The 20037-nt window shown below is 40.1% G+C and carries 19 protein-coding genes; 1 reads left to right on the top strand and 18 read right to left on the bottom strand.

Annotated elements, in window-relative coordinates; all coding sequences use genetic code 11:
* Nucleotides 1-199 precede the first annotated feature (199 nt).
* From ABTV71_RS03515 to ABTV71_RS03600, 18 genes are all read right to left on the bottom strand, one after another.
* Complete coding sequence (locus ABTV71_RS03515; protein WP_433902260.1) at nucleotides 200-1438, bottom strand: thioredoxin fold domain-containing protein; 1239 nt, start codon at nucleotides 1436-1438, stop codon at nucleotides 200-202.
* A 113-nt stretch (nucleotides 1439-1551) separates the two neighbouring features.
* Nucleotides 1552-2739, bottom strand: a complete 1188-nt coding sequence (locus ABTV71_RS03520; RefSeq protein ID WP_121125591.1) for an aminopeptidase C — start codon at nucleotides 2737-2739, stop codon at nucleotides 1552-1554.
* A 199-nt stretch (nucleotides 2740-2938) separates the two neighbouring features.
* On the bottom strand, nucleotides 2939-3991 hold the full coding sequence (locus ABTV71_RS03525; protein WP_121125590.1) for a TerC/Alx family metal homeostasis membrane protein: 1053 nt from the start codon (nucleotides 3989-3991) through the stop codon (nucleotides 2939-2941).
* Nucleotides 3991-4962, bottom strand: coding sequence for a polyprenyl synthetase family protein (locus ABTV71_RS03530; protein ID WP_121125589.1), 972 nt, complete (start codon nucleotides 4960-4962; stop codon nucleotides 3991-3993). Before ABTV71_RS03530 ends, ABTV71_RS03525 begins: the two co-directional genes overlap by 1 nt.
* Before the next feature lie 50 nt (nucleotides 4963-5012).
* Nucleotides 5013-5576 carry a DUF3109 family protein gene (locus ABTV71_RS03535; RefSeq protein ID WP_121125588.1) on the bottom strand — a complete coding sequence of 188 codons (564 nt, stop codon included), beginning with the start codon at nucleotides 5574-5576 and terminating at the stop codon, nucleotides 5013-5015.
* A gap of 5 nt (nucleotides 5577-5581) precedes the next feature.
* Nucleotides 5582-6367, bottom strand: coding sequence for a DUF3108 domain-containing protein (locus ABTV71_RS03540; protein WP_104385082.1), 786 nt, complete (start codon nucleotides 6365-6367; stop codon nucleotides 5582-5584).
* A gap of 95 nt (nucleotides 6368-6462) precedes the next feature.
* Nucleotides 6463-7008, bottom strand: coding sequence for a DUF2480 family protein (locus ABTV71_RS03545; RefSeq protein WP_183078743.1), 546 nt, complete (start codon nucleotides 7006-7008; stop codon nucleotides 6463-6465).
* A 63-nt stretch (nucleotides 7009-7071) separates the two neighbouring features.
* A complete protein-coding gene (locus ABTV71_RS03550) occupies nucleotides 7072-9177 on the bottom strand; it encodes a peptidylprolyl isomerase (protein WP_121125586.1) in 2106 nt (701 codons plus the stop codon).
* A gap of 289 nt (nucleotides 9178-9466) precedes the next feature.
* The gene (gene lptC, locus ABTV71_RS03555) at nucleotides 9467-10090 is read right to left on the bottom strand and encodes an LPS export ABC transporter periplasmic protein LptC (protein ID WP_121125627.1); all 624 of its coding nucleotides are present in this window, start codon (nucleotides 10088-10090) and stop codon (nucleotides 9467-9469) included.
* 4 nt (nucleotides 10091-10094) lie between these two features.
* Nucleotides 10095-11420: a hypothetical protein gene (locus ABTV71_RS03560; RefSeq protein WP_433902261.1), complete on the bottom strand. Its 1326-nt coding sequence runs from the start codon at nucleotides 11418-11420 to the stop codon at nucleotides 10095-10097.
* Nucleotides 11421-11596: 176 nt separating this feature from the next.
* Nucleotides 11597-12580, bottom strand: a complete 984-nt coding sequence (locus tag ABTV71_RS03565; protein ID WP_433902262.1) for a DUF6427 family protein — start codon at nucleotides 12578-12580, stop codon at nucleotides 11597-11599.
* A 20-nt stretch (nucleotides 12581-12600) separates the two neighbouring features.
* Entirely contained in the window at nucleotides 12601-12810 is a 210-nt protein-coding gene (locus ABTV71_RS03570) for a CcmD family protein (RefSeq protein WP_108636066.1), read from the bottom strand.
* Between the two features lie 213 nt (nucleotides 12811-13023).
* Complete coding sequence (gene ccsA, locus ABTV71_RS03575; protein ID WP_121125582.1) at nucleotides 13024-13692, bottom strand: cytochrome c biogenesis protein; 669 nt, start codon at nucleotides 13690-13692, stop codon at nucleotides 13024-13026.
* Nucleotides 13693-13727: 35 nt separating this feature from the next.
* Nucleotides 13728-14387, bottom strand: coding sequence for a heme exporter protein CcmB (locus ABTV71_RS03580; RefSeq protein WP_121125581.1), 660 nt, complete (start codon nucleotides 14385-14387; stop codon nucleotides 13728-13730).
* Nucleotides 14388-14464: 77 nt separating this feature from the next.
* On the bottom strand, nucleotides 14465-14863 hold the full coding sequence (locus ABTV71_RS03585) for a hypothetical protein (RefSeq protein WP_433902263.1): 399 nt from the start codon (nucleotides 14861-14863) through the stop codon (nucleotides 14465-14467).
* 103 nt (nucleotides 14864-14966) lie between these two features.
* The gene (locus ABTV71_RS03590; protein WP_121125579.1) at nucleotides 14967-16802 is read right to left on the bottom strand and encodes an ABC transporter ATP-binding protein; all 1836 of its coding nucleotides are present in this window, start codon (nucleotides 16800-16802) and stop codon (nucleotides 14967-14969) included.
* 161 nt (nucleotides 16803-16963) lie between these two features.
* On the bottom strand, nucleotides 16964-17515 hold the full coding sequence (locus tag ABTV71_RS03595) for a hypothetical protein (protein ID WP_433902264.1): 552 nt from the start codon (nucleotides 17513-17515) through the stop codon (nucleotides 16964-16966).
* Nucleotides 17516-17651: 136 nt separating this feature from the next.
* Nucleotides 17652-18440, bottom strand: coding sequence for an SAM hydrolase/SAM-dependent halogenase family protein (locus tag ABTV71_RS03600; RefSeq protein ID WP_108636061.1), 789 nt, complete (start codon nucleotides 18438-18440; stop codon nucleotides 17652-17654).
* A 423-nt stretch (nucleotides 18441-18863) separates the two neighbouring features.
* On the opposite strand from ABTV71_RS03600, the gene ABTV71_RS03605 reads away from it, so the two are divergent.
* Nucleotides 18864-19829 carry a PhoH family protein gene (locus tag ABTV71_RS03605; RefSeq protein ID WP_121125576.1) on the top strand — a complete coding sequence of 322 codons (966 nt, stop codon included), beginning with the start codon at nucleotides 18864-18866 and terminating at the stop codon, nucleotides 19827-19829.
* Nucleotides 19830-20037: the final 208 nt, after the last annotated feature.

The raw sequence follows: 20037 nt of genomic DNA on the forward strand, positions 1-20037 counted from the left end.
GTGGAAAAAAATTAATCAAGGAGTTTACTATTTTGAGACATCGATGGATGCATCTGTCGAATTAGAACCCTGGTCAATAAAATAAGGCAATGCCTCGGCGACATTGCCTTATTTTATTGACCACATGTTAGAGGTCCGGCCATTGCATTTAAAGCATATTCATTAAAAAGTCAAACGCGGGGATCCGTGAAGGAGAGCTTTAATTTTCCCAGGTTTTTATCCCCTTGGTCATTTTGTCCAATGTTTCCTGATAGATCGGTCGATCGTCGTCACTGGCCATTTCTATGGCTTTATTTTGCCACTTGATCGCCTTGTCTTTTTCACCTTTTTTATACAGTAGGTTGGCATATGTATCTAAGAATGCAGAACTGGGATCCTCTATGATCGATTTTTTGCTCCAGCTGATCGCTGCGTCGATACATTCGGGATCGCTGCTGTTATTAAAGATTGTCCATGCAAAGGTATTCAATTGATGGGCAGTAAAATCCTCTGACGATAGATAATCATTGATGGTATTTTTCATGGCCACATAGTTCTTGACCTGAAGATAATAGTGTGCCCTGATCTTTTTAAACATTGGGACAAAGTCTATGTCCGGATATTTTGCGGATAGCTCGCTTTGGTAACTATCCCAGTTAGGCTCGTGTTTGGCGTCTATTTTAATTTGAAAAAGCTCATTGACTACGACGTTTGCCAGTGTACGGTTGGCGATTCCCGGAGATTCCAGCAGAATATCTATTTTTTCCTTATTGTTGCGAATCAAGTTAAAAGCTTTTGAATTTGTAAACTTGGCAGCAGCCAATAGAATATGTACATTTTCTTTCTTAAAAAGCTCGTCGGTGCCCAAGGAGTTGGCTAAAGTATTCTCTGCTTTACGGGCGGTATTCTCATCATAAGCAATGTTTGCCGCTTTTAACATCTGTTTGGCCGTGTAGATATCCTGAGGCCTTTTTTCGAATTTTTTTAATAGGGTATAATACTGTGTTTCCGGATACAGTCCATCCAATACATGTTCGACAAACTCAGGGGCATCGCTCGCACCAACAATGCGGTGTACCGCTTCCCCGTTTGGATTGAAGATCAAAAAGGTTGGAAAGGACTGGATATTGTACTCACTGGAAATAGCACGGGCATCAGCGTACCATTTCTTGACAGCAGCATTGTCCGCCTCGGTGGAGTCCATCTGAACCCGGATACTGATAAAATTTTGATTGATGGGCTCACCAACCTGTTCCAAAGGGAAAATTTCATTACTCATGTATTGGCAGGGGCCACACCAGGTTGCAAAAAGTTCTACGAAGATAAACTTATTTTCTGCCTTCGCTCTTTCTTTGACCTGTTTCCAACTTAATCCTTCTACAAATTTCACCCCTTTGGTCTGGGACTGTGCTAAGTTCCCAAATAAAATTGCAAGGCATAATGTGATTATACTTCTCATACTCACTGAACAACTAGATTTATAATTTATGTTTAAGTTATCAAATTAATCTGAAAACAAAAACACCTCTGAAAGATTAATTTCAGAGGTGTTTTAAAGGGTCTTTAAATCGCTTATTTGATATTTATCTTTGATTTTAAATCTTTGGTCAGACCATCTTTATGTAACAGTAAAGATGTTGTTTTATAGCGTACAAATTCTTTGGAAGCATACAGATATCCTTTGTAGTCATTGGATGTTCCCCAGGAGTTTTTAACGATATAGTATTCTTTTCCGGTTTGATCTTTCACCAGACCTACGATATGCATACCGTGATCATCTGTTGTTTGCCAATTGTCGAAAGCTTTCTGGCGCTCCTCTGGCGTAATTTTCATTTCTGGTTTAGGGCCTACAAACATGCTGGCTTTTTCTTGCTCGCTCATTTGTTCGAATGGTTTTTCCGGTACATAAGCAACGCCGTTTTTCCAGGAGAATCCTTTTTCTGACACGTCAGTTGCCCATGCAACAGTATACCCTTTTTGTAAAGCATTATCGATGATGTCCGTTAAATCGTTCATTTTGACGTTATAAAAACGGTCAAATGACCAGTTGTCGGGAATTAACAGAACAAATTGGCTGTAATAAGGGTGGTCAGTAACTGAGGCAATGCCAACATAATCATCTGGATTGATACCAATGACCTGGTCTGCGAATGTACGTGGCGTATATGATTTACCGTTGTAATCGAATTTTTCAGGAACTTCACCTAAGTAAGAGTCCATTGCTGCCGTATAGGCTTTTTCCCAGTTCGGAGTCAAAGTTTTACCTTTTACAATCGAACCTAACATTGCGTCAAGCATAGAGGTCATTTCACCAAAGTTATTGCGTGTGCTGCCATAGTGTAGACCAGTATAGGCCGATTGGGGCATCGTACCATATTTGCGGAATGAATTCAGCACATCGTGGAATTGACCGCCTTCGCCCAGAGATAATCCGCCATGAAGACGTACATAAGTACGTGCTTTATCTAAATACGTATTACGTGCTGTATATATCTGAGAGATCTCCACAGGTTTTTTACCCATACGGATCATCTCGGATTCTAAAAACGAGTTTCCTGAATAAGACCAACATGTACCTGAAGAACCTTGATCCTTGATCGAGGTGTTACCTAAATTGATAACTTCTGTAAATGTAAACCCAGATTTGCTATTGTCATTTTGATTTGCTTTTAAGGCATTGATCAAATTGTCCTGTGCTTGTACTTGGAATGAAGCTGCAAAAAGAGACGCGGCTAGTACAATCGATTTATTCCAATTCATTTGTTCGTATTTTGTTAATTTAAAGTGGTGCTAAATTAAATAAATTAAATTTAGTAAGGTAAATTCCTCTGTAAAATAATTGTTCTTAAAAAGAGGCTGTAATTCAGCCCTTTTTTAGGTTGGCTTATAGGCGTAAAAACTAGGCTTAAACTATTGAAAAGCAAAGGGCCGTAATTTTTACGACCCTTTGTTTGTATGTTTATTCTGCAATTTCTTTGTGCTTAGGAAAGAGCAGCGAAGCAATAATGCTTAAGGCAAGTATACTGATGATCACAATCAGAGAATGTGTCGTTGTAAAGCCAACTTCTGCCAGCCAGTGATGCAATAACATCTTCAAACCAATAAAGACTAATAAAAATGCCAGACCAACTTTCAAATATTGGAATTTATGAATAATATTGACCAATAAGAAGAACATGGAGCGTAATCCCAGGATGGCGAAGATATTTGAGAAGAACACCACATACGGATCTTTGGTCACCGAGAAAATGGCAGGGATAGAATCCACTGCGAAAATAAGATCAGTGAATTCAATTACTAATAAGACCAAGAATAAGGGGGTCATGTATTTTACACCATTCTCGATATGGAAAAAATGACCACCATCCAATTTTGGTGTTACCTTAAAATATTTAGAGGCAAATTTGACAACAGGGTGGTTTTGCGGATCGACTTCTTCCTCTTGATTGCGGTTGATAAACATTTTGACACCAGTGAAGACTAGGAAAGCACCAAAGACATATAGAATCCAGCCAAATTTAGCGATCAGGGTTGCCCCTAGGAAAATAAATAAGAACCGCATAATGATTGCACCCAAAATACCCCAGACCAAAACTTTATGATAATAGCGTTCAGGAATTCCAAATGAGGTGAACAGGAGTACCATTACGAAAATATTATCCACTGAAAGTGCATATTCAACCACATAACCTGTCAAATATTCCAAACCCAAGTTTTTATTATAGACGTCTAAACTTGCCGCCAGATCGCCGGGAATAATTTTGATCTCGTGGTGATGTTTGGTGATGACTTCTTGTAGATGATTTAAATCATGGATATTATGCAATTCAAATCCATAATGGCGTAGTAGCCAATAGAAGCCTAAAGAGAACAATACCCATACTGCGCTCATAATTGCTGCAGTCTTTAAGCTAACAGGCTTATCACCCTTGGAGAATAATCCAAGGTCAATGGCTAGCATCAGTGCAATGAAGATTAAAAAACCTCCAAAAAACATTAATTCGTGACTCATTATTTTTTTCTTTCTGTTGTATATTTTACCAATTGTAATAATCCTTCTTTGTATTCGTTATCAGGGAAATCCTCCAGGATCCGAAAAGCATCTTGTTGGTATTCCAGCATTTTGTGCGTTGCGTATTCCAGCCCACCGCTGTTGCGTACAAAATCAATCACTTCAGCAACCTTTTTCGGATCTTCATTATGGTTTCGAACCAGATTGATGATCCTCCGCTTTTCGCTGGAACTTGTCTGATTTAAGGCATGAATCAAGGGTAAAGTCATCTTTTTCTCTCTGATATCATTGCCGAGCGGTTTTCCTACATCATCTAATCCAAAATCAAACAAGTCATCTTTAATCTGAAATGCAATGCCAATTTTTTCGCCAAATTGATGGAGTTTGTTCACCGTCTCTGGATCTGCATTGGATGAAGCCGAGCCGCAGGCACAACAGGATGCGATTAACGAAGCTGTTTTTTTCCGTATGACTTCAAAGTAAATGGATTCTTCGATATCCAGTTTGCGGGCCTTTTCGATCTGAAGTAATTCACCTTCACTCATTTGGTCAACTGCTTCTGAAACAATTTTTAACAGGTGATAATCCTGATGTTTTACAGAAAGCAACAAACCTCTTGAAAGCAAGAAATCACCTACCAGCACCGCGATCTTATTTTTCCAGAGTGCATTGATGGAAAAGAAGCCCCTACGTTCATACGAGTTATCAACAACATCATCATGCACCAGTGAAGCTGTATGTAATAATTCAACCAAAGCGGCGCCCCGGTAAGTCGATTCATTGATCCCATTGCAGATGCCCGCTGAGAAAAAGACAAACATTGGCCGCATTTGTTTGCCTTTGCGTTTGATCAGATATTGCGTGATACGGTCCAACAATGGAACGGAGCTTTTCATCGATGCTTTGAATTTCTTTTCAAAAGCCTCAAGTTCGTGGATAATAGGGCGTTGGATCTCTGTTAATTTTGACATGAATTGGAATGAAATACCAAAAAAGTTAAAGCTTAAAGATAGTGATTTTGTTACAACTCGTCGACTGCCCGCTCAAGATTTTTGTACCATTCTTCGCCATAGGTGCGGATCAGGGGATCCTTTAGAAATTTATAGACTGGCACCTGAAGTTCCTTTCCAAAACTACAGGCATCTTTACAGATATGCCAGCGGTCGTAATGAAGTACGTCAAATTCTGGATAATGCGTCGTCCGGATAGGATAGAGGTGACAGGAGACTGGTTTCCGCCAGTGAACTTCTCCTAATTCATAAGCCTTCTCTATAGCACATTTGGTAATACCATTTTCCCAGGTGACATACGCACATTCTTTGTTGCCATCAACACATGTTGTGGTTAGATCACCATCTACATCGACGACGTATTTGCCTTGTTCTTCGATAGCCTTGATACCTTTCTCGGTCATATATGGCTTTACCTTGGGATATATCTCTTCCAATACTGCCTTTTCGCTTTCCAGCAAAGGTGCTCCCGAATCTCCTTCGATACAGCATATACCTTTACATTTTGATAGATTGCACACAAAGTCATTATTGATCAGATCTTCGTGTACCAACACATTTCCTACTTCAATCATTCTATTTATTTTGAGTAGCTTGCTTTTTGGCCCAATTTATATTTTAGTCCGCTTGCTTCCAGGAGTTCTAAAGTGACAGAGCCAATTAATATATCGACATTGGCCTTCACAGGAATGCGGTTACCATCGTTGGTTACCCAAAGGTATAGCTTGCTATTTTTTTTAAAGATACGCCCCGGTTTAATTTCGGGACTGAATTTAAGGCACTCCAATGTACCCAATTCGGTTTTTATTTTTTCGATTCCGATATACTGAATGCCCAGTGTGGCAATTTCGTCATTCAGGAAATAGGTCAGTTTAAAGGATTCCCCGGGCTTTACCGAACTTAAGTCCAAATTACGGGCAAAGTAGTAGGAGGACAGCAAATCAAAGGTCTGATCCACCTTGGATGTAAATGTTCCCTTATTACCGACCACTGTATGTGTATCCTGATTGAAACGTACTTTATCGTTCCTTCTGTAACCACCTTCACGGATGTTTTCCGTATAATAGTAAGGTAAGAATGTCTTACTATTGATATACGAATTATATTCGTTTCTTACGGTATAAATGGCAAATGCTCCAGCTGTTTTACCAGCGGCATACAGATGAAAGGAAGGATTCCCAAATCCGTCTTTTGTATCACCGACAGTCAACGTTCCCGTTGCTGCGGAAATTATACCATAGCGGAGTTTGTACTTTAATTTCTCTCCACCTTTAAATGCCGATTCCTTTAAATGGGGTAAATCCTGAGCGAAAACTGTACTTACAAAAACTGATAAGTATAGGAGCAATGTCGATATAAGTTTCATGTACGTAAGTTTACGAAAATTGTTTGAAAAGAAATGTTAATTTCATCAGAATAAATTGTCTTTTTAAGGTGATGAAACCCACATGAGCCAGCTGCTTATACTTGTTTGTCAGCTGCTTTTGGCGCTTGAGGACTTCTTTTAAAAACTGGAACTGTGGAACAGGGTTCCCCGTACATAATACTTTTAGCTACTTTGCTAAGTTTTACCGTGAACTGAACAAATGACGATTCCGGAATGAAGGTGTCTCCACAGCCCTTCACGACCACCCGTTGATCGCGAAACTGCTCCATGTCAATTTGGTCAATAGCGGCGGCATACTGTATGCGTACGAGCTCATCTAAATCTCCGAAGATAACAGTAGCGGCATGAGGTTCTAGCTTATTTGCCAGCAGCATATAGGCCCATGTGGGTACAATAGCATCAGCGGTACAGGTGATGGCAACATGTTTGTTGGTATACAGTGACCAGTCATGTGTTTTGATGAACTCGCGGAAATCTTTTTCCCGTAACATCAGACCATGGAACAAATTATCCTTGATATCATATAGGACGTTGTCGGTCTTCGGATGATAATCCGCCAGATCAACGGTCATCAATCCACTTTGCGCAACTTTATTGACAATATTTGTTTGAATTTCCATAGTTATTTTATCAAAAAAAGCCGGACGATAATTCGTCCGGCTACAAATTTACTTAAAAATCTTCTAAAAGAATTTCACTCTATTGTCAATGATTTCAGCTTTGTCTTGCAATGCGCGGAAAATAGATCCCCAAGCGCGTTGTGCCTTAGCGGCAAGCATTTGTTTCTTTTGTCCGTTGATGTCAGAGATCGCTGATGGGTTTGTGAAACCATTCACCTGCACGACATACACACCTGTGTTCCCTTCAATAGCTTTCGAAGGTTTGTTTGGTTGAAGTCCAAATACAGTACCTACTACTGCATTTTCCAAGGCCACACCCGGAATAACAGGGTTGGCAAATACCACATTCTCCACATGGATCGCCGATTTGCCCACTTTTTGAGCCACTTGGTCAATGGAAGAAGCTCCAGCCAAAGCTTTTGCAAATCTTTCTTTTAATACTTTCGCTTTAACCTTGTTTTTAACTGCAGGTTCAATGTCTTTTTTCACTGCGTCTAGCGAAAGTACCCCTTTGGGTTGTACATCCACTAGGCTCGCTAAGATATAAGAAGTTTCAGTTTCAAATACTTTGTCGGAGATATCACCTTTTTTAGCTTCGAAAGCCCATTTTATCAAATCACGTGGCGCTTCAGTACCATCAAGCACATTGTCCATTGCTGTAACACGTGATGCTGTGCGCGCTTCCAAACCAAGTTTTTTAGCCTCTTGTGCAAAGTTTTGTGCAGTAGCTGCAGATAAGAATGCTGTCGCTTTGCTATGCGCATTGTTTAGGGTTTCTTTACCACTGTTGATTACCTTGTCGATGATCGCAACTTTCGCGTATTTCGCTGTACCGATCTGTTTTTCGATTTTGATAATATGTACGCCAAACTGGGATTTTACCACTTTAATATCTCCCGTTTTTCCTTCAAATACTGCTTTTTCAAATTCTGGTACCATGCGGCCTCTTGTAAAAGTACCTAGCTCACCACCATTTGTTTTACTGCCCGGATCACTGCTGAACTGGACAGCTAATGCTGCAAAGTTGTCACCTTTTTGGATTAAGCCTTTGATAGAATCCGCTTTTGCCAATGCTTTGTCCACACCACCTTCGGCGGTAGCATCCAATAGAATGTGCGAAGCTTTTACTGAATCCGGTCCCACGACTGTTGAAACTACTTTTGCAATTTCGTAAGCATTGTTGCTCAAGAACGGGCCTACTGTAGTACCTGCAGCTACGTTGAAGACTACAGAATCCAAGGATGGACTCAATTGGCCTTTTTTCACATAGGTGAATGGATATTTATTGTCCGAATTGATGGAAGCAAATAGTGAATCATCCTTCGCAACAATAAGATCTTGTTTTAACTTGTCGATCGCTTCTTTGACAGCTAATGAATCTTTAGCAAGAGGTTTTGCATCTACAGTAACGTATTGGATCGCACGTGTTTCCTCTTGTGTTTTGAACATATTTTTATGCTCATTGTAGTATTCCTGGAAATCCGCATCGGTCACTTTAGCTTCAGCATCTTTTACAGAAGCATAGTCTAAAAGGATGTATTTGAAATTGGCCAATTTATTGCGTTCCTGATATTCTTCGTTAGCTTCCAATGAAGTTACGTAAACACTGTTCGAAAGCAATTCGCCATACTTGCTGCTTAGGCGTTCGTCTCTTACACCTTCAAGTAGAACCTCCCATTGCTGGGCCACTGCTTGGTTACCGGATGTATTCATTTGACTTATAAAAGTCATCAATTGGCCATGGTCAAACTGTCCTGTTTGCGGATTGGTAAATGCTTGTACGATCTGAGGAGAAGGATTTGGTCCTTTTACTAGATCATTTAATTCATCTTTACCTACTGTCAAACCGATTTTTTCAATCTCTTTTTTCAAGATCTCTCTGGATAGGAATTGATTCCAAACCTGTTGTACGGCATAAGTTCTCATTTGAGGAGTAACTGCACCGCCCATTTGTTGTTTGAACATTTCTTCGGCCTGTTCCACTTGTTGGTTGAACGCAGGATACTCAATTTCTGTTCCGTTGACTTCCCCTACACGATTTTGATGTCTCGCCCAAAAAGGGGCTCCTCCTCGAACGACATCGCCTAGTAAAAATGCTAAAATTGCGATAGCCATCGCTGCGGTCAATATGACACCAGCTTTGTTACGCAAAAAGCCCATTAATCCCATAGTCTGCTTATTGTGTTTATATTGTGTAAATACTTGTATTTCGTTAATTTATGCATAGCATAGCAAAATGCGGTGCAAGATACAATTTTTATAAAAAAAAACGGAATATTTTCCTGAATGTAATAAAACAAATTTGAAAACTATTTGTATGCTGCTGTTTTTTTATTGAAAATCTCTCAATCAGGCGATGCCAATAGGCCGCAAGGGTTCTGTTGTTGAGTTACTTGTATTTTCCGGGGCTTTAATTGCTCAGACCACTTCGCGTGCCTGTGGGACTTGCACATACGAGCTATCTCCCTATCGATGGAAATAGACTATTGTCCTTGATAATGACAACACCGGTCGCATTCTGTATGTTGGCATGGAGCAGATCCTTGTCCGAACTAAAAGAAGAACCCTGTAAGTTGCCACGTTGATCCTTGAAGAAAGCCTGAACAGGAAGGTTGTTGTAAAAAGTCCTATTAGGATCTTTTGCACCTTCGTCATAGACGATTTCCTCCGTTTTCAGAATAGATCCATCAGCCATGGTCACGACTACATTTTTGGTAAAGATCGTTGTTTTTTCTTTTTCTCTCCGGACGGCATGGTCAGAAGTAATACGTTGGGTTTCCTTGAGGTTTTCATCATAGAATATGATTTTTATGCTCTTTGGAAATTCATAGATTTCAGTGCTATCGTGTCTGATCCGCATTTCGGGGGCCGTGAGGTTGGCTTTGACCCGGGTTGAATCACTATAGATGATATCCACATGACGTGAGATATCCACGGCTTCCTCTTTTTTTAGATTAGCGATCCGGTCAACTTCCTTTAGGTCCGGCTCACAGGAGGTCAATAAGAGCGCCCCTAGCAAAAATAGAATTACCAGGGGCGATATATTTTGAAATATGGAACTTGCGAATACTTTGCGTACCATTATGCTAATCAATTGGGTTTCTTCTAAACCAGCGGTCATTGAGTGTAAAGCCAATATTGAAGTTGATATAACGTTCCCGTAGGAGACCATTGGCTGCTTTTCCCATCTGTCCGAATTCTGCCGATAAATTGACTTTTGAAAATGCACCTAAATACAGCGTTCTAGCTAATGGTAATCCCACACCTACAGTTACAGCCATATCATTGATGTTTTCACCGGCCTGAAAATACTGTGTTTTGTTGTATCTGAATCCAAGACGATAGTCTACCTGTTTTAAATAGTTAAGAGACGATCTGTCCGGAGTCAATTGTCCACCAAGAGCTACACCATAATTTTTGCGGAGTCTATTTTCACCACTTCTGACCTGAAATCTCGACCAGTCTGCATATTTGAAATCTGCCCCGACTAGCCATTTGCCATTTCGAGCAAGTGTAACCCCCACATTGTGTTTTAAGGGAAGGGTTAAATGTCGGCTGATACGATCGGACATGTAGGTCGTATCGATCGGAATATTTTGATTGTCTGGATCAGATGATGGAGCGGTCCTTGTGTCGATAATTGTTGTGCGTTCCTTGATATCGTTGTTCAGTGATCCTGAATAACCGAAGCTCAATACATGCTCTTTTCCTAGAGGCTGTTCATATTGTAAACCGTAATCAAAGATAATACCTTGGATTTCACGCTTATTCTGGCGTTGGGGGTTTAAAGCTCCGGAGGTGACCGGAAATTCAACACGGCTATAGTCATTTAAGGTTCCGAATAGGTACGACATATTCGCACCGATGCTCAACCCTTTGTAAACACGTACACCCCATCCGGCGTAAGCTTTTGTCAGACCGCCTTCACCAGTAAATACCTTGTTATAGATTTCGGAATTAATACCCTCCTGCGAACTTGTTCGGTAACCAACATCCGAGAATGGCAATATACCCATACTGATACCGCCGAACTTTTTCATTGGAAAAGTCATCGTGATATGGCTAAAAGCAAAATCAGCGGTGTTGTCCGCTCTGGTAGTGGATTTGAGTTGCGTATAGTTGCCATATAGACCGGCATCAAAAACACTCACGCGTGCTGCAGAGTAAGACGCAGGATTGCTCGGGTTGGTATTGTATACTCCGTCAAATGTACGGATACCTGTATTAATTCCCCCCATAGCTCTGTACTGAGGCAATAAATCTTCACGGATTTGACCTATTCCCAGTTGAGAATATGGCGAAGCTGATGTTGTTTTTTGGGCAAATGCGGTAGTAGAACTAGCTAAAATTCCACCTGCTAACAACAGTTGGAGGGATTTATTTCTTAGAGAGCTTATAAAGCGTTTCTGCATGGTCAACCTATAAAATTGAGAAACTAATGTTTATTTAGTTTTTGTGAAATCTTTGAGTTTTTTGACTCCTGTAATTAAATGTTCTTTGCTTTTATTCGCATACAAAACTATTCAATTTTTGTGAGCTTGTTAAGCCGATTTTGTTAAAAAAGGTTAAACGCTTGTTGTACAATCGTTTAGAAAAATTGGAAGTAGATTATCGTTAATACAATAATGGCGTAAACGACTTCAAAAAACCATTTCTTTTTGGCATATGTGAAGTAATAGGCCATATAAATGGCGATTGGAGGGGCACAGAGTAAAAAATGAGCTTCTGTAAGCTTCTTGTTCCAATAAAAAGAAGCCACGGCCAGGCATAACATGAAAAACAACAATTGGAAAGATTTCCGGATGTGCACGATGCTTTTGAAAAAATTATCCTTGAGGATCAACAGGAAAAGGATCAGGGTAAAAAGTACTGGAACCAATACGAGGTAGTCAACTAGTTGAATACGAATGGCTGTTGGAAACTTATAGGTAAAGGGTAACCATATGGTGTAAAATAGTTCCATTTTTCCTGCCCATAAGTAGATTACTGCCAATATAAAATAGATTGTAGCCAGTCCCAATAATGGTGTGATCCACTCACGCCAATTAAATGGCCTAAAAATAAGAAGACTTATCCATAACAGGAAAAACATGCTCAAAAAGGGGAAATAGATGAGACTTCCGATACCGACAATCATACCCAGGTCAAACATTTCCGCTTTCACATCGGTCTGACGATATAAGGAAAGCAATTTACTGAGCATCCATATTGAAATAAAGTTACAGATGAGCGTGGGAGACAGGACCAGAAAAGGTAAAAATAAACTGGCCAATGTCATGTACATCAAAGCAACCAGAAAGCTAGGTTTTCCGAGCAAGTTAAAGTGACTTGTGATCCGGTTGAGTATGGTTGCCTGAAAAATGGTCAAAATGAGTGTGATAAAGACATTGGTTGCCGGAGATAGATTGATTAAATTGTTTTCCCCCAATAGGTTACCAAGAGCCGGTTCAAAAATAACAGAATCCAATTTATCCGGAAGGTGTAGGAATATGCCGAGGCATAATACAAAACCCACAAAGGATAAAAATAGGATATTTACTGGTGTATAATTTCTGAACTGACTTATAATCATGGTATGCAATAGATAGCTGACTATTTATTCTTTTTTTCCAATTTCGTAATGCGGCGGTCGAGCAAGAAAAGAAAGAAGGCCAAACCTAAAAAAATGACCAGCATCACGAGCACAACCACATAGATTTTGCCTTCACTACGTAATCCTGTTGCCATATCAACGTCATCCTGAGCGAAGGTGCTTACAGTTGATAAGATTAATAATGCAATTGACAATGTTATTTTTTTCATTCTATTATTTGTCTTTTAATGACTGATGAGTACTGGGGTAACTCTCCTGTTTCATCAGAACTTTATTTTTGATCAGTGTTATCGCCATTTGATCCGCTATAAACATTGGTAACAAATGGCTTATGCTTGTTTTCCGTTTTATTTCATGAGCTTAGGACTTATTATTGTCGTAATGCCCATTTTTAAGGAGGTTATAGCCTGTTTCTGTTCTTTTTAAGAATCGATTTGCAGCTCTTTTCTTTCCAATAGACGTACTCTGTAACGCATTGAACAGATCCAAAAAGCAATCATTGGCCATCCGATCATGGCGGCATAGAATGTCGGACGGAGCTCGTTGCTCATTTGTAGCTGGCCAAAGGTAGCATTGCCACCGCTTCCGGGATGAAGAGAATCTGTCATTTTTGGAAGAATATAAAGCAATACAATAATGATCGGAAATGCAAAGATATTATAGACAGCAGATATTTTTGCCCGTTTCTGCTCTTCTTCGAGCGCATTGCGGAGTACGAGATAGGCTAAGTACATTAATGTCGCGATTGCCGAACCGTTTAACTTGGGGTCATTTGGCCAAGGTTCTCCCCAGGTAATGTTGGCCCACAGCATTCCCGTTGCCAGGCCAAAAAAACAAAAGGTAATACCTGTATTTACGGCTTCTATGGCCATTAAATCGTATTCTGCTTTACCTGTATTAAGGTATTTGACACTATAAATAACAGAAATCAGGTACATCACAATCATTGCAGACCACATCGGAACATGGAAATAGACATTACGGATACTTTCGTGAAGGATAAATAGGCGGGGGACAGGGCCCAAAAGACCATTGATAATGACTGCGCAGATAATCAGAACAGCTAATATTTTCCACCATTTTTTTCTCATGGTAAATTGAATTTAATGTGTTTCAATCCTAAAATTTAATCTCGCCAAAGGTACGGAAATAACAATAAAGAAATAGTGATCGTGATTACATTAATTGCGAGTAATACAATTATTTCTCTCATACTTGCTGCTCTTTCCATGCCTTCTATTGCATTGCGGGAGAGTTTGATCAGTACGATCAACAGCGGTATAATTGCCGGAAAACTTAAAATGGCCATTAGCGTGCTGTTATTGCCGGCTTTGGAACTTATGCCCGAAATCATGGTAAATACACTGGCAAAACTGATGCTGCCCAAAATGACCGAAATGAAATATAGCGTGGGGTCCCCGAGAGGATTTTGAAATATGATCGAATAAACGAAATAAGCAATGGAGGCCAGGATAGTCATCAATAACATGTTGTAAATGACTTTGGCAAGGATAATTGCCCGTGGGTCAACTAAGGAGTAATAATAGAGTTGTCGGTTGGGATTTTCCTGGACGAAGCTCTTATTGATGGCATTGATGGATGCAAATAACATGATAATCCAGAACAATGCGTTCCAAACTGTGGTATCTACTGACTTGAATGCTTGATAACAAACAAATACAGTAGATACGACATATAGTAGGATTCCGTTGATGGCGTATTTTGATCGCCATTCCAGAATGATGTCTTTAAGAATTAAAGTTTTTACCTGTTGCAGTAAAGTCATATTCCGCAAAGATACAAATGTATTTTAACCACCGAATGCGGTTAAACCACCAATTCTTAAAAAAACGTTTTTTTTACTTATGCATTAGAAATTTTTGATTTAGCAGCATCGGTTGTGTTGTCGATTTTATTTGCTAAATTTTGTGCCGCATTGTTGGCGTGGTCCAAAGCTTCTCTGCCTGCTTCTTTTGCCTTATTTTTCAATGCATCTGCATCGTCCGTCGCTTTGGTGAAAGCTGCCTGTGCTTTTGATTTTAAGTTGTCCAGCTCAGCTGAAGCTCTATTGGCTAACTTTTGGGCTTTTCTAGCTTCTTTTTTCGAAAGATCTTTCAATGACTTAGTTAAGCTTTTGATGCCATCATTTGCACGATCTAATTGCTTTTTCCCGTCATCTGTTCCTAAAAGATACCATGCAGCAGCTCCCGCAGCCAATCCTACCAAAGCAAATGCCACTAATCCATTTTTGCTATTTTTCATAATTCTTCTATTTTATTGTGTATTCAAATGATAATCAAGTATGATACCAAATGAACAATCACTGGGACAATTTGTTTAAAAAGAATCAATAATTAACAAAATTTTACATATCTACTTTTTGCTGTTTGGATTGCAGGGTATAGAGGTGGCGGTAGAGTCCGGTTTCTTTCTGTAATAATTCGAAATGTGTTCCGCTTTCCGAGACGATGCCATTTTCGACCACGATAATTTTGTCTGCATCGACTATCGTCGATAAACGGTGAGCAATGATGATGGATGTGCGGCCACGCATTAATTCTTCCAGGGCATCTTGTACCTGACGTTCTGACTCGGAGTCCAATGAGGACGTTGCTTCATCCAGAATCAGAATCGCTGGGTCTTTAAGTAAAGCCCTGGCGATGGCGATACGTTGACGTTGTCCTCCGGAGAGTTTTACACCACGTTCTCCGACTACGGTATCATACTCTTCAGGGAAATTTAATATAAATTGATGGGCGTTGGCGCGTTTGGCAGCTTCTGTTATTTCATTTTCCGTAGCGTCTAATTTACCATAGGCGATATTCTCGCGGATCGTTCCGCCGAATAACAGTACGTCTTGCGGTACTATGGCCACTTGGTTACGTATATCGCACAGCTCAAAGTCCGAGGCTGGCTTGCCATCATAAAGTACTTCTCCCTTATTGCTGGTATAGAACTGTAGTATTAAAGAGGCTATGGTTGATTTGCCGGTGCCGCTAGGGCCCACGATGGCGATTTTATCGCCAGCATTGGCGGTAAAGTTAATGTCTTTGAGAATTTCAATATCAGGACGGCTAGGGTACGCGAATGCCACATGATCAAAACGGAGATTTCCACTTATCTTTTTACTGATCTCCTTGCAGCTCGGTTCAACTTTGATATCTTCCTGTGGTTCATCAAGAATTTCCAGGATCCTTTCGCTGGCACCGAGTGAACGCTGTATGTTTGCGTATAATTCAGGGAAACTCCCCATAGATCCGGCAACAAACATCGAATAAAGGATATATGTTGTTAGATCACCGACAGACATCTCATGGATAGAAACCAATGCGGCACCATACCAAATAACGGCGATAACAGCACCGAAAATACAGAATATGATAAACGAAGCAAAGGCTCCTCGAAATGTTGCTCCCTTGACCGCTAATTTGACAACAGAATCCATCTGATTACTGTAACGGTTGAATTCAAAGTATTCGTTCACAAAAGCTTTTACATTGCTAATGCCTAATAAAGTTTCTTGAACTATGCTATTTGATTCCGCCATCTTATCCTGCGCCTGTCTGGATAATTCACGAATAAATTTTCCGAAGACAATTGCGGCAACCACAATGACAGGTAATATGCAGAGATTCATCAAGGCCAATTTGGGCGATACCCAAACGAGCAGAAATACCCCAAAACAAAGGCTGATCAATTGTCTTAAAATTTCAGCCAATGTAGTGGTCAAGGTGTCCTGGATCTGGGATAGATCTGCGGAAAGTCTGCTATTTAATTCTCCCACGCGACGATTGGCGAAAAATTCAATTGGCAAGGAGATAAGCTTATGATAGGTATCTTTACGAATTTTGGACAAAGCGCGTTCAGCGATCTCGACGAAGATACGGATTCGAAAAAAAGAAACGACGGACGTAAAAGATAGAATGATAAAGGCTATTCCTCCAATGTAATACACTTCAGGGGGCAGCCAGGTGTATTTTTGCTTGCCTTGGGCGGCATCAATCATCGCACCCAAGAGTGCAGGGAAAGCTAGCATGGAAAGACTGGATAATACCAAAAATAACATTCCGATTCCAAACTTAACCCGATAAGGCCTTAAATAGGTCATTATTTTCGAAGCCCGTAATAGGAGCTCCTTATTTAACTTTGGTTTTGGTAGATCTTCTTCTTGTTTATTACCACTATTGAAACCTCTTGCCATAATCCGCTACTTCAATGTTTTGTTGCGAGGACAAATGTAAAGAGATTAAAAATATTTTGCTATCATACTTTGGTCAATTTTTTGGCTTTTGACTGGTTTAGTTATCATTTGATCAATTCTCGCGGTACATGTCATCGCTACATGCCCAAAAACACAAAGCGCTAGTCCGTATTTTTAGGGATTGGGAGTGATTTTCGTGTACGGCTACGATACAATAAGAGTGCTAGCGCCATGATGACGAGCAAGGCCATGTAAAGCCATATATTGCCGGACAGTCCGTTTCCGCCTGATTTGTCCAATTGTGCCCTGAGTCTTTCATTTTCAAGCTGAAGTTTATTAATTGTACCTATATAGGATGAGATCTGCTTATCGTATTCCGTGGCCATCTGCCGGAATTTGTTCTTTTCGAAATCTTTGATTTTGAGTAGCTGCTGGGTTTCCAAAAAGATGTTGTTATCCGTGATCACGACATCTTTGAGGATATCGATGCTTTTTTGCATATCGTCCTTGGATTTGAACAGTCCAAAAAGCCCTGTTTTCTGAGTGAGGCTCGTGTCGTAAGCGCCGAATTTCTGCTGTCTTGCCTCAAGCAGGTTATTGACACGTTTGCGCTGTACTTCAAAAGCACTGGAATCTGCATTTTCCTGCGCTATCAAATACCCGAGGTTAAATAATAAAAGAAAGGACAGTAGCGTGTATTTTAAAGACTTCATAAACAATGAACCAATCAATCCCATATTAAGTTTGCTGAAATTGCTTTGCCTTGGCAGCATAACTGCTACAAGCGCTACGCCTGTTTTGGAGCTTGACCCATGTGCGCAAATAATTTCTAAGAATGAATTTATGAAATTAATCTTTAAATTCGATACGGATGACATTGGAATCGTCATCGTGAAGTCCCAAAAGCTGGCTCGCGTTGCCCTTGTTGATGGCAATTTCCAAATAATTACTGATTCCAAAGAGACATAATTTTTCGCCTTCGCCGACCTCATTGTAATGCCAGGAAAGGTTGGTGATCGTTTCGTTGCGCTTGAAATACAAGACAAAATTTCGCCCTTTTTGGACTTTATTGAACAGGTCTTTTGAAATATTGGTAATGGCATTGCCAAAGGCGTCAACGTAAATGACATTGCCCCGTATCATATCCTTATCAAAGATCGGCTGTAATGTAACTTTTTCTATCAGTTGATGCATTGGCGTGCCCACATCTTTCAGTTTCCCTCCTTTTGCAATATGACAGGCTGATTTTGAAAGAATGTCAGCGAGCGGGAAATGGAGGTATCGCAGGTCCTGCATCAGATTGAGTTCATACAATTCCTGGGGCTCATTTCCATTTAACAGCAAACTGAAAATACCATTGTCCGCGCCGACAAAATAATGGTCCTTGTATTTCATGCCGATGTATTTGGATTCTTCATGAAACAAGGTGTTGATACCGATGATATGTACAGTTCCCTTGGGGAAATAATGATAGGCGTTGCCAAGTACAAAGGCTGCGCGCGGAATGTTGAATGCTGGGATCTCGTGGGTGATATCGACAATATTAACATCAGACAACTGCGTTAAAAGGCTTCCTTTTAGCGCAGCTTGATAAAAATCCTTATGTCCTAGATCTGTCGTTAACGTAATTACTGCCATTATAATCTAAAGTAGACCGAATTGCTGTCGAATTCCCTTTTTGAATGAATAGAAATAGATCTTCTGTTGCTTATTTGTTCTGATGCTAAAAAATCTATTTAAATAGAGAGCAAAATTACTATTTATCAGCTGATTTGTAAAGCTAATTGAAGAACTTATTTTGAATATATCTTTTTCCGGTTGATACACACAAACATAGCTTCGATTAATATAATAAAGAATCGGTTTTCTCACCCTGAAGATCCACTTTTAAAAGCAAAACTCAGGTGTAAAATACAAAAAAAATAATTTGGTTTTCTTTTTGCAAAAATCTCTTTGGTATGGTCTATTTTCTCATTAGAATACGTTAATTTTGAATAGTATTACGCATAAGAGCTATTGCGTGGTAGCTACAGTCTAATTAATTCTAAAATAGGATAAAATTTGAACGAATTACTAATTGCATTAGATGGTCTGAATTTGCCCGTATTATGGGGAGCAGACAATGAGCACTTTGATTATTTAAAGAAGCAATTCCCAAAACTGCGGATTGTGGCTCGTGGAAGTGAAATGAAAGTGTTAGGTGATGCGAAGGAGTTGGAGCTGTTTGAGCAATCGTTTAAGGAAGTCATGGCTCACTTTGAGAAATTTAACAACATTACCTTGTTGGATTTTGAAAATCTCCTTGGGGCAAGTGCAGGTTCTGCTGTGCAACAGGAAAAGGAAATTGCTGCCAAGCAAGCTGCCTTTGGGTCTGAGCCCATAGTTTATGGCCCCAATGGTTTGATTGTCCGCGCGCGGACAGCCAATCAGCGACGGATGGTCGATAGTATTTCGAAAAATGATATCTTATTTGCCATTGGTCCGGCAGGAACAGGAAAGACCTATACGGCTGTTGCACTTGCTGTCCGGGCACTTCGAAATAAAGAAATCAAACGTATTATCCTGACAAGACCAGCGGTAGAAGCCGGAGAAAACCTCGGTTTTTTACCCGGAGACCTGAAAGAAAAGGTAGATCCCTATTTAAGGCCTCTTTACGATGCATTGGACGATATGATTCCGGCCGAGAAATTAAAAGGATATTTGGAAAACCGTACCATCGAGGTTGCGCCACTGGCATTTATGCGGGGACGCACATTGGATAATTGTTTTGTCATTTTGGATGAAGCCCAAAATGCAACGGATATGCAGTTAAAGATGTTTTTGACCCGTATGGGGCCGACCGCAAAATTCATTGTTACGGGTGATATGACACAGGTCGATCTCCCTAAAAAGAATCAATCGGGCCTTTCGACATCGATCCGTTTGCTGGAAAATATTGAAGGTATTGATATTATCCACCTTAGTGGTGGCGATGTGGTTCGTCATAAATTGGTACGACGCATTTTGGAAGCATACGGCGACATTTAGTCGTTCGTTGCAAAAAAGATCAATTGTAATATCCCCGATCAGAAGCCCAGTACGGACCAAGATGAGTTAGGGATATTCATATCGTCTTTAAAAGACACAATAAACTGGTTCATTTAGGCCATTAGGAAAGGCCATGGATGAATAATCGAGTCTTGTTTTCAGACATGGCTATGAAAACGAAGACTGATCAATAATTATTTATTTGAAT

Origin of the sequence: Sphingobacterium puteale (assembly GCF_050986225.1) — a bacterium.
GTDB lineage: Bacteria > Bacteroidota > Bacteroidia > Sphingobacteriales > Sphingobacteriaceae > Sphingobacterium > Sphingobacterium puteale.

Excerpts from the sequence above, each read along its gene's own strand:
- ABTV71_RS03545 (WP_183078743.1), bottom strand. The coding sequence starts at position 7,008 with ATGGAAATTCAAACAAATATTGTCAATAAAGTTGCGCAAAGTGGATTG.
- ABTV71_RS03550 (WP_121125586.1), bottom strand. The coding sequence starts at position 9,177 with ATGGGATTAATGGGCTTTTTGCGTAACAAAGCTGGTGTCATATTGACC.
- ABTV71_RS03570 (WP_108636066.1), bottom strand. The coding sequence starts at position 12,810 with ATGAAAAAAATAACATTGTCAATTGCATTATTAATCTTATCAACTGTA.
- ABTV71_RS03585 (WP_433902263.1), bottom strand. The coding sequence starts at position 14,863 with ATGAAAAATAGCAAAAATGGATTAGTGGCATTTGCTTTGGTAGGATTG.
- ABTV71_RS03580 (WP_121125581.1), bottom strand. The coding sequence starts at position 14,387 with ATGACTTTACTGCAACAGGTAAAAACTTTAATTCTTAAAGACATCATT.
- lptC (WP_121125627.1), bottom strand. The coding sequence starts at position 10,090 with ATGGTACGCAAAGTATTCGCAAGTTCCATATTTCAAAATATATCGCCC.
- ccsA (WP_121125582.1), bottom strand. The coding sequence starts at position 13,692 with ATGAGAAAAAAATGGTGGAAAATATTAGCTGTTCTGATTATCTGCGCA.
- ABTV71_RS03525 (WP_121125590.1), bottom strand. The coding sequence starts at position 3,991 with ATGAGTCACGAATTAATGTTTTTTGGAGGTTTTTTAATCTTCATTGCA.
- ABTV71_RS03565 (WP_433902262.1), bottom strand. The coding sequence starts at position 12,580 with ATGATTATAAGTCAGTTCAGAAATTATACACCAGTAAATATCCTATTT.
- ABTV71_RS03540 (WP_104385082.1), bottom strand. The coding sequence starts at position 6,367 with ATGAAACTTATATCGACATTGCTCCTATACTTATCAGTTTTTGTAAGT.
- ABTV71_RS03590 (WP_121125579.1), bottom strand. The coding sequence starts at position 16,802 with ATGGCAAGAGGTTTCAATAGTGGTAATAAACAAGAAGAAGATCTACCA.
- ABTV71_RS03530 (WP_121125589.1), bottom strand. The coding sequence starts at position 4,962 with ATGTCAAAATTAACAGAGATCCAACGCCCTATTATCCACGAACTTGAG.
- ABTV71_RS03535 (WP_121125588.1), bottom strand. The coding sequence starts at position 5,576 with ATGATTGAAGTAGGAAATGTGTTGGTACACGAAGATCTGATCAATAAT.
- ABTV71_RS03560 (WP_433902261.1), bottom strand. The coding sequence starts at position 11,420 with ATGCAGAAACGCTTTATAAGCTCTCTAAGAAATAAATCCCTCCAACTG.
- ABTV71_RS03595 (WP_433902264.1), bottom strand. The coding sequence starts at position 17,515 with ATGAAGTCTTTAAAATACACGCTACTGTCCTTTCTTTTATTATTTAAC.
- ABTV71_RS03600 (WP_108636061.1), bottom strand. The coding sequence starts at position 18,440 with ATGGCAGTAATTACGTTAACGACAGATCTAGGACATAAGGATTTTTAT.
- ABTV71_RS03520 (WP_121125591.1), bottom strand. The coding sequence starts at position 2,739 with ATGAATTGGAATAAATCGATTGTACTAGCCGCGTCTCTTTTTGCAGCT.
- ABTV71_RS03515 (WP_433902260.1), bottom strand. The coding sequence starts at position 1,438 with ATGAGAAGTATAATCACATTATGCCTTGCAATTTTATTTGGGAACTTA.